This window comes from Methylophaga sp. UBA5088 (assembly GCF_002414625.1).
Lineage (GTDB): Bacteria > Pseudomonadota > Gammaproteobacteria > Nitrosococcales > Methylophagaceae > Methylophaga > Methylophaga marina.
Map to the genome: position 1 here is coordinate 11,673 of NZ_DIAC01000125.1, position 9,983 is coordinate 21,655.

General features: G+C 42.2%; 7 protein-coding genes. 5 read left to right on the plus strand and 2 right to left on the minus strand.

The window, feature by feature from the left end; translation table 11 throughout:
• Positions 1-170 precede the first annotated feature (170 nt).
• Complete coding sequence (gene hrpA / locus B4K20_RS15400) at positions 171-4,058, plus strand: ATP-dependent RNA helicase HrpA (protein ID WP_289283591.1); 3,888 nt, start codon at positions 171-173, stop codon at positions 4,056-4,058.
• 6 nt (positions 4,059-4,064) lie between these two features.
• Here the strand turns inward: hrpA and B4K20_RS15405 are convergent, their stop codons facing one another.
• Positions 4,065-6,404, minus strand: a complete 2,340-nt coding sequence (locus tag B4K20_RS15405; protein WP_289283592.1) for a putative bifunctional diguanylate cyclase/phosphodiesterase — start codon at positions 6,402-6,404, stop codon at positions 4,065-4,067.
• Positions 6,405-6,883: 479 nt separating this feature from the next.
• Here B4K20_RS15405 and B4K20_RS15410 point away from each other — a divergent pair, with 479 nt between their 5' ends.
• From B4K20_RS15410 to B4K20_RS15425, 4 genes are all read left to right on the plus strand, one after another.
• Positions 6,884-7,285: a c-type cytochrome gene (locus tag B4K20_RS15410; RefSeq protein ID WP_286304539.1), complete on the plus strand. Its 402-nt coding sequence runs from the start codon at positions 6,884-6,886 to the stop codon at positions 7,283-7,285.
• A 75-nt stretch (positions 7,286-7,360) separates the two neighbouring features.
• Positions 7,361-7,651, plus strand: coding sequence for a PepSY domain-containing protein (locus B4K20_RS15415; RefSeq protein ID WP_289283593.1), 291 nt, complete (start codon positions 7,361-7,363; stop codon positions 7,649-7,651).
• A gap of 6 nt (positions 7,652-7,657) precedes the next feature.
• Positions 7,658-8,341, plus strand: coding sequence for a response regulator transcription factor (locus tag B4K20_RS15420; RefSeq protein ID WP_286304537.1), 684 nt, complete (start codon positions 7,658-7,660; stop codon positions 8,339-8,341).
• A complete protein-coding gene (locus tag B4K20_RS15425) occupies positions 8,328-9,680 on the plus strand; it encodes an ATP-binding protein (RefSeq protein WP_289283594.1) in 1,353 nt (450 codons plus the stop codon). The genes B4K20_RS15420 and B4K20_RS15425 overlap by 14 nt, the downstream gene beginning before the upstream one ends.
• Here B4K20_RS15425 and yjgA read toward each other — a convergent pair.
• The coding region (yjgA, locus tag B4K20_RS15430; protein WP_289283595.1) for a ribosome biogenesis factor YjgA at positions 9,677-9,983 on the minus strand (307 nt) is incomplete at its 5' end. The genes B4K20_RS15425 and yjgA overlap by 4 nt on opposite strands.

Sequence of the window (9,983 nt, forward strand, 5' to 3'; positions counted from 1 at the left end):
TTTCGACTGGATTCTGGACTTAAATAGCTTCGTGGGTGTAGCACTCAAGCTTGGTATTACCAACGAATATGACTCCACCGTACATGATGATACTGACCCCAATGATTTTAAATATACTGTCTCGTTAGCCTGGAAGCTGTAGAATACCTGCTTTTTGCTGTAAACATACTGTGAATAACGCTGAGCAAAACTTAACGCAACTTATCCAGTCCTCCATGCTATCTGATCGTTACCGTCTTCAACGTCAGTGGCAGCAATTACGTAAAAATAAGGCAGATGCTGAAAAAATCAGCGCCTTCACTCAGCGTGTGTTGCGATCCGTTGAGCGTGCGCAACAGCGCTTGAACCAGATACCCAAACCGGATTTCAGTGCTGACTTACCCGTTATCGAACGTCGACATGAAGTCGCCAAAGCCATTGAAGAAAATCAGGTCATTATTCTTTGTGGTGAGACCGGCTCAGGTAAAACTACTCAGTTACCCAAAATTTGCCTGGATTTAGGCCGTGGTGTAACTGGCATGATAGGCCATACTCAGCCACGCCGAATCGCGGCCAGAACGGTAGCGACACGTATTGCCGAAGAGTTAGGTTCAGAAATTGGGCAAACCGTGGGTTACAAAGTCCGTTTTCATGATCAAGTGAATGCTGAAAACAGTTATATCAAACTGATGACAGATGGTATTTTACTGGCTGAGACACAAAATGATCGCTTCCTGAATCAATACGATACCCTGATTATCGATGAGGCCCATGAACGCAGTCTCAATATTGATTTTTTACTCGGTTATATCAAACAGCTGTTACCCAAACGCCCTGATTTAAAAGTCATTATTACTTCGGCAACAATCGATACCGAACGCTTTTCCAAACATTTTGAGCATGCCCCGGTGATTGAAGTCAGTGGTCGTACCTACCCAGTAGAAATTCGCTACCGCCCTCTCCTCACAACCGATGAAGACTCACCCGATTATGATATGGTCTCAGGTATCGTGGCAGCAGTTGATGAGCTGTGTCGAGAAGGGCCCGGAGATGTATTGATATTCTTGGCCGGCGAGCGTGATATTCGTGATGTATCAGAAGCTTTACGCAAACATCATCCGCCACAAACTGAAATTTTACCTTTATTCGCCAGACAATCTGCTGCTGAACAAAACCGGGTGTTTAAGACCGGTGGGCAACGACGAATTATCTTATCTACTAATGTTGCTGAAACCTCATTAACGGTGCCAGGCATTCGCTACGTTGTTGACCCAGGAAATGCACGTATCAGTCGTTACAGTGTTCGCAATAAAGTACAACGTCTCCCGATAGAAAAAATTTCCCAATCCAGTGCGAATCAACGATCAGGGCGTTGTGGCCGTGTAGCCGCTGGCGTGTGTATACGGTTGTACGACGAAGAGGATTTTAATAACCGCCCGGCATTTACTGATCCAGAAGTTCTACGCACTAATCTGGCATCAGTCATTCTACAAATGTCAGCGTTGAAACTGGGTAATCCAGCTAAGTTTCCTTTTATTAATCCGCCGCCACAAAAAATGATCAACGACGGTTATCGGCTTTTAGATGAATTGGGTGCCGTCGATAAACAACGTCGTATTACTGACATTGGCAGACAGTTATCCAAGCTGCCCATCGATCCTAAAATAGCCCGGATGTTGCTTGCAGGTGCAGAACAAAACAGTCTGACTGAAGTGCTCATTATTGCCAGTGCTTTGAGTATTCAGGATCCACGTGAAAGACCGATGGACAAGCAGCAGGCGGCGGATGAGGCCCATTCTAAATATAAGGACGAACGTTCTGATTTTATTGCTTTTATTAAACTCTGGAATCATTATCACGATAAGAAAAAACACCTTAGTCAGAATAAACTAAGAAAGTATTGTAAAGAGCAATTTCTCTCCTTCTTACGCCTTCGTGAATGGCATGACATCCATCAACAACTGCATGTGCAACTGGCTGAACTGGGCTTAAAATTCAATCAACAAGAGGCCAGTTATGACAGTATTCATCGCGCACTGCTCGCTGGTTTACTGAGTCACATCGCCACAAAAACAGATAAGTTTGAATACACAGGCGGACGAAACCTCAAGCTACAAATATTTCCTGGCTCAGCTTTGCATAAAAAAGGGCCTAAATGGATCATGGCGGCTGAGCTGGTTGAAACCGGTAAATTGTATGCGCGCATTGTGGCTAAAATCGAACCCGAATGGATTGAGCCAATTGCTGGTGACCTGGTCAGACGTCAATACACTGACCCACACTGGGAGAAAAAACCCGCCCAGGTGGTTGCCTTTGAGTCAGTCACACTGAATGGCTTACCCATTGTTAATCGCAGGCGTATTCACTACGGACCTATTGACCCTTCTTTATCAAATGAAATTTTTATTCGCTCAGCATTAGTTGAAGGTGACTGGCATTGTCAGGCAAAATTTTTCCAACATAACCAACGTCTCATTGAAGAAATTGAGTTACTTGAACAAAAGTCTCGTCGCCGAGATGTGTTAGTCGATGACGATACCTTGTTTGATTTCTATCGCAGCAAAGTACCGGATAACATCATTAACGGTGCCGGTTTCGATAAATGGCGTAAGCAAGCAGAAAAGAAAGATCCTAATCTGCTCATGCTAAGCAAAGACATTCTGATGCAACATCAGGCTGAACAAGTCACCGTCGATCAGTTTCCCGATCAGATTCTTATCAATCGTGTTCCCCTGCCGCTTGAATATCATTTTGAACCCGGTAAAGCCGAAGATGGCATCACCCAGACAATTCCGCTCTCTCTGTTGAATCAGACAAGTAAAGAACGTTATGAGTGGTTGGTACCAGGCTTACTTCGCGAGAAAGTGGTTTTCTTGATTAAAGCGCTACCTAAATCATTGCGTCGTCATTTTATTCCAGTACCACAATATGCCGACCAATGCATCAAATCCATGTCGGCTGACTCGGGCGCTCTATTACCAGCGCTCAGTGAACAACTGAGAAAACTGACAGGTATTGAAATTGATGTGACGGATTGGCGTACTGAAGATCTGCCGCTATATCTGCAAATGAATTTTAAGCTGGTAGATGAGCAAGGTGAACTATTAGATGAAAGTCGTGACCTGGATAAACTAAAAGAAAACTGGGCACGAGAAGCCGCTGCCAGTTTCAGGCAAATTCCTGACAGTGACTATGAAAAGAAAGGACTGACAACCTGGTCATTTGACTCACTACCAGAACATATCACACTAGAACAAAACGGCTTACAAGTCACCGCTTATCCAGCGCTTGTCGATAGAGGGGATTGCGTTGATTTAACCTTAATGGATACAAAACCTCAGGCTCAGGCCTTAACACGACAAGGACTTCGCCGCCTTTTCATGTTAAATCAGGCAGATGCAGTCAAGTATTTACATAAAAATCTACCCGATATCAAACAGATGTGCTTGCACTATGCCAATGTGCCACCATCGCCATACTCAGATGATGCACAAACAGACCTGACGCCGTGTGAGCAACTTAAAACCGACTTAATTCATGTGGCCTTTGACCGCTGCTTTATTTTGGATAAACCGGCCGTCACAGATAAAAATGCATTCGAACAACGTATTGCCGAAAGAAAAAGTGATCTGATTAATCTAGCCGCTAAACTCGCTCAGAGTATTGCTAAGCCGCTTGCTGAATATCATGCAATTGCAAAAAGACTGTCTGGCAACATCCCACTGGCCGCCATTAACTCTGTAAACGATATCAAACAACAATTAAGCTTTTTGATTTATCAGGGGTTTGTGCATGATACGCCAGATGAAGCCTTGACCAGGTTGCCAGTATACTGTCAGGCTGCAGGTATCAGATTGGATCGTCTATTGACCGCTCCCAATAAAGACAAGCAACGCATGTCAGAAGTCATGCCTCACTGGCAAAAGTTCATCAATAAGGTCAATAAAATCGAAACACCAGCCTTTAAAGAATACCGTTGGATGCTGGAAGAATTTCGTATTTCAGTCTTTGCTCAGGAACTTAAAACGGCTTACCCCATCTCGGGTAAGCGCCTGGAAAAGCAGTGGCAAGAATGTTGATTATTATTAAATAGTCCATGGTGCGGGGCGCCCCACATGGTAGCCCTGCACAAAATCAACACCAATATGTTGCAAGCTGACTAGCGTCGTATCATCCTCAACAAACTCTGCGACCGTTTTAAGCCCCAGTACCTGACCTATACCGTTGATAGAGTTGACGATTTCCAGGTTAACTGAATTCTCCACACAATCTTTAACAAACATGCCATCAATTTTGAGGAAATCAATGGGTAATTGTTTCAAATAAGCAAAAGACGACAAACCACTACCAAAATCATCCAAGGCAAATAAACACCCTACTTTTCTCAGTTCATTAATAAAATAAAGAGCACTGTGCATATTGGTAATGGCAGCTGTTTCTGTAATTTCGAAACACAGCACCGCGCCAGAATCAACTAAATCAGCAGCATGGATTAACGAGATAATTTTGTCATAAAAGCGTGTATCGCCCAGAGATTGGCCTGATAAGTTAATACCATATACACCACTGACGTCTCGCCCTTCACTACGGGCATTATCAATACGTGACAAAACATGACTCACTGTCCACATATCAATCGATGCTGCCAGGTTATAACGCTCAGCTGCAGGTAAAAAGTGGCCTGGTGGAATAATTGAGCCATCATCATCAAGCATTCGTATCAATAACTCACAGTGAGGTAAGGTACTGTTTTTCTTTTGTGTAGCCACTATAGGTTGACTGTAGAGTACCAGCCGGTCATTACTTAATGCCTGTTGTATTCTTGAGACCCATCGCATTTCGCCACTACGTTGTACAATTTCCTGATCATGACTGCTAAACACATGGATTCGATCTCTGCCTGCCTCTTTTGCGGCGTAACAGGCGTTATCTGCTTGTTTAAAGATATCAGTCATCGTGCTCGTGGGCATGATGTTGACCATGCCAACACTGATAGAAGAGTTAAACGACAAATCATGATCAATAAATTCAAAATGACGAATTTTATCCATCACTTTGTTCAACTTCGCTTGTGCCTGTGTTGCAGACGTATCCATGAAAAGAATGGCAAACTCATCCCCACTCAGCCTGGAAAGCACATCAGAAGGCTGAAGTTCACATTTGATGAGGTGCGCGATTTGTATCAGTAATTTATCACCTGCTTTATGACCACAGGTATCGTTGATAACTTTAAACTGATCAACATCGATATAACAAAACACATGATTAGGTTCTGTTTGCTCCTGAAGTAGCAGTTGTAGGTGTTTCTCTATGGCAAATCGATTAGGTAATCCTGTCAATGTGTCATGTAGCGCAAGATACTGAAGATCTTCTGAAAGTAATTTTTGTTCCGTAATATCTTGTGCATGGATAACAATGTAATCAACTTCGTTTTTATTATTTCTCACTGCTGAGACGGTGCCTGATAACCATAATGGTTTTTTGTCACGACCCAAGCATTTTTTGGTGATCTGATATTGCTCAACATCCCCCTCAACTAATTTATAAAAATCATTTCCTGGTTGATCAGGTTCATCATCATGCAGTAGTTGCAGCATATTGATGCCTTTGAATTCTGTCTTGCTATAACCAAATAAATCGCAACCCGCTTTATTCACATCAAGAATAATTAAATCAGCATTGGTGACAAAAACGGGAACACCAGCATTTTCAAAAGTCTGTGTCAGAAATACTTCTTTATTTTGTAGCGTTTCAACAAGGTGGGTTTGTGCTTCATTTATCTGAGTTAAATGTTCTACTAGGTTTTCATTTTCTTGACGCAACTGCAGACTTTCCATGACCCTTGCATGCAGATTCTTAAATAACATTGTGCAAGCGATCATATAGGTAATTAATGTCAGCGCTTCTACTTTTAAATCAACATAAAACATAGCGGCTATGATGCAGATTAGCATCGGATAGACATAAGCGACATAACTGATGAAACTGCTTAATAAAGAATAAATTGCGCCAGAACAGAGACCAGCAATGACGAGAGGAATAATCAATTGATGATTAAATTGTGAATCACCATCAAAAGCAAATCCCAGACTACCCCACGCCAGTCCCGACAACATTACACCTGCAGCGTATATTTTCTCATAACGAACTACTGACGACTCTGTGTGATCATGTTTGACGAAATGACTCTTGAGATAGTGCACCAGTATGATTCTAAAAAGGATCGCTAAAAAAGTGACTGTAGCCCAAATAAATAGCAAAGTCGCATTTGCCGATGAATACAAAGCGATCACCGTCACGATAAGGATGACAATATTTGTCATACTGGCAATAAAGCCCTGCTGTAACAAAATGCCGACTCGCATTTTGTTGATTTCAAATTTCTGAGCATGTTGCTCTAAATGAGTTTGGCTAACCGTTTCCAACTTTATTCCAGAATCGTAAATGTATTTAATTATTTGAACTAATTCACACGATGACACAGTTAATCATACTTATTGATAATTTACGTGTGAGACAGTTCACGAGAATACGAAAAATTGATATTCAACACCAGCTTTATTCAGGAGTAGTTCAGTTTAAGTCTGCTATTGTTTTCATAATGACTGAGACGAGATGAATACGTTTTGATGGTATCTTTTGTTATTGCTATAAGGCATGAGCAATTGTATCAATTCTGCAGCGGAAGTTAAGCACGTACATTTATATGGAAATGAATAGAATAATCATGACCTGTGTCATGGCATGAAAATACGCATTAAACGAAGATAGATAGCATCAATAAACAGTACGCCAAGTGAAACTATACCATGCACATTAATGGTAATGACCATTGAGTTGAACGTATAAATAAGACAGGCTGTTGATGTTCTTTATCACTTCAATAACCATATTAAGAGCGGATATGAACCCTATAAAATCAGTTGCCATTTTGTTTTCATTCGCCAGTACACTATTAGCATCATGTCCATTGTTTGCGGATGGTAGACCATATACAGTGAAAGCAAATAACAAAGTAGACTCTGATACCTTCATTGGCTACAAAGTCTATCGAACCTGGTGTGCAAGATGTCATGGCACCTTCGGACAAGGATTGGCAGCCAGTGACTTAACAAAAACCTTAAAAACAACGGATAGAGATGAGTTTTTTACTGTTGTTGCCAGAGGAAAAAAAGGCCGAATTGGGGTAATGCCTGCTTGGCAATCGAATGATAGCGTTATGAAAAACAGAGATAGAATTTATAGTTACTTAAGGGCCAGAGCTGATGGCGCGCTTGGGGCTGTAACACCCGAGTTGATCGACTGATGTCAGTATTTATGATGAACCTTTACCATTCAATTCAGCTGCTTATATTTACACACGGAATAGTAAGGCCAAGCCATGTATAGAGTTTTATTAATACTTCTTTTTACCTGTCCACCACTCCTTGCATTAGCGGATGAACACCGACCTTACGAACAAGAGCCGGGCAACAACATTAATGAAATTGCTTTACCCTTAACGACACATACAGCAGCTGAACTGGCAAAAGTTGAAACAGGCGGAAAAATCCTTTCCGTTGAAGAAGAGCACTACGGTAGCAAAACGGTATTTCGTGTTAAAGTGCTGCATAACGATGGAAAAGTAAAAAATCACCGATTTGATCGTGACTCCGGCCATTCAGTTCCATGAGGTTGCATGCGCGTTTTATTAGTAGAAGATGAGAAACATCTTCGTGAACAAATTACCCAACAGTTAAAACAACAAAATCTCACTGTCGATGCTGTGGCTGATGGTGAAGAAGGCCTTTTCATGGGGGCAGAGTATCCCTACGATGTGGCTATTATTGATTTGGGGCTGCCGAAACTGTCTGGTATTGAACTGATTCAGTCATTACGCAAACAAGGATTTGACTACCCTATCCTGATATTAACAGCACGAGGTCGATGGCAAGATAAAGTTGAAGGCCTTGAATCTGGTGCTGACGACTACTTGGTCAAACCATTTCATTTTGAAGAGCTCATCGCACGTATCAATGCACTTAGCCGCCGCGCATCAGGTTGGTCAAATCCAACACTAAGCTGTGGTCCAATCACACTCAACCCGGCCACGCAAGAAGTCACCAAAAACGGTCAGCTAATTGAACTAACAGCTTACGAATATCGTTTACTTCATTATCTATTACTGCATGCGGGCGAAGTCATTTCAAAAACAGAACTCACCGACCATATCTACGAACAAGATCAAGATCGTGATAGTAATGTCATTGAGGTATTTGTAAAACGTTTACGTAGTAAATTGGATCCAGATAAACAACTTAATCCAATAGAAACATTACGTGGGCGTGGTTACAGGCTTAACCTGCCCCGTGAAAGTCATTAATTTCTCTTTATCCAACCGGGTTCTTGTTGCTGTCAGTCTCGTACTAACAGCGTTTCTGGGTATCTCTGCCATCAGTCTGAATAATGCATTTAAAACCAGTGCAGAGCTGGAACAAAAGAAACGTTTAAAAAACTATGTTTATACTCTACTCACAGCCGCCGAGATCAATGATAAAGGTGAGTTAAAAATGACTCACGATTTGGCAGAACCGAAATTTTCTATACCTAACTCCGGTCTTTATGCACAAATCACCAGTAACGGTAAGATTGTCTGGCAATCTCCTTCAGCAATCGGTCATTTTTTATCTCTGCCTTTTCAACCCGGGCCATCGAATGAACACTACACTGTCGTTGAAATAGATGCAGGAATGAAATTACAAAACCTGGCTTTCGGCATCGTCTGGGAAACTGAAACCGGTAAAGAGCTTGACTACACCATTAATGTGGCTGAAGACATGTCTAACATTAAAGAAACCACAGCCAGTTTTCAGCGTAGTTTGTGGTATTGGTTAGGGGGAACGGGATTAATGCTGTTATTAGCACAATGGTTAATCCTCAAGTGGAGTTTGCGCCCATTACATGACGTTGCCAAAGATTTGCATGCGATTGAAACCGGTGAGCATGATCGTTTAAATGATGAGTACCCACGTGAACTCAAGCAACTCACCAACAATATTAATGCGCTGCTTGATCATGAACAATCACGCCGTCAACGCTACAAGAATTCACTAGCTGATCTTGCACATAGTTTAAAAACGCCCTTATCTGTTTTTCGTGGCGAACTGGCTAATAACCACGAGCTGGAAAACTTGAAGAAAACAGGCTACGAGCAGCTCGACAGGATCAGTACCCTGGTTGATTATCAACTACAAAGAGCATCAACAGAAGGTAAGAGCAGCCTGCTCGCTCCCGTTTCTGTCGGTGAGATTATTCATAAAATCATAGGTAGCCTTGATAAAGTCTACAAAAACAAAAATATACATGCACAATGTGAGATTGAGCGTGATGCGTACATTCATGCAGACGAAGGTGATATGTATGAGTTATTAGGCAACTTATTGGAAAATGCTTACAAGTACGGTAAGCAAGAAGTACATGTCATTGCCACCAGTTCAGGGAATATGGTCAAAATCCGTGTCGAAGATGATGGGGCCGGAATTCCGACCCGTGCAGAAAGCTATATCATCAAACGCGGACATCGTATCGATACCCAGGCTGAGGGACAAGGCATTGGCCTGGCCATCGTCAGCGATATCATCATGGCCTATGAAGGTAATATCCACCTAGAACGTGGCCGCTTAGGTGGGGCTAGTTTTATTGTCGAATTGCCGAGAATTTAACCTTGCTGCTGTGATTGAAGGTACTGAAATAACTGCCTCGCTGACTTTGGAGGCTTGTCCTGTTTCGCTTCACGCTGTGCATTTCTGACGAGTTGTCTGACATGCTGAACATCAAAGTCATCAAAGGCATGAATAAGTTCAGCATAGACTTCATTTTCACCAGCCAGCAAACGATCACGCCATTGTTCTAGTTGATGAAACTGCTTTACCTGGCCCTGATGAGGTTGCTTTAATTGCTGTAACTTCGTATTTATCGCTTCGTGATCACTGTTTGCAATCAAGCCACCGATATAACCAACTTGT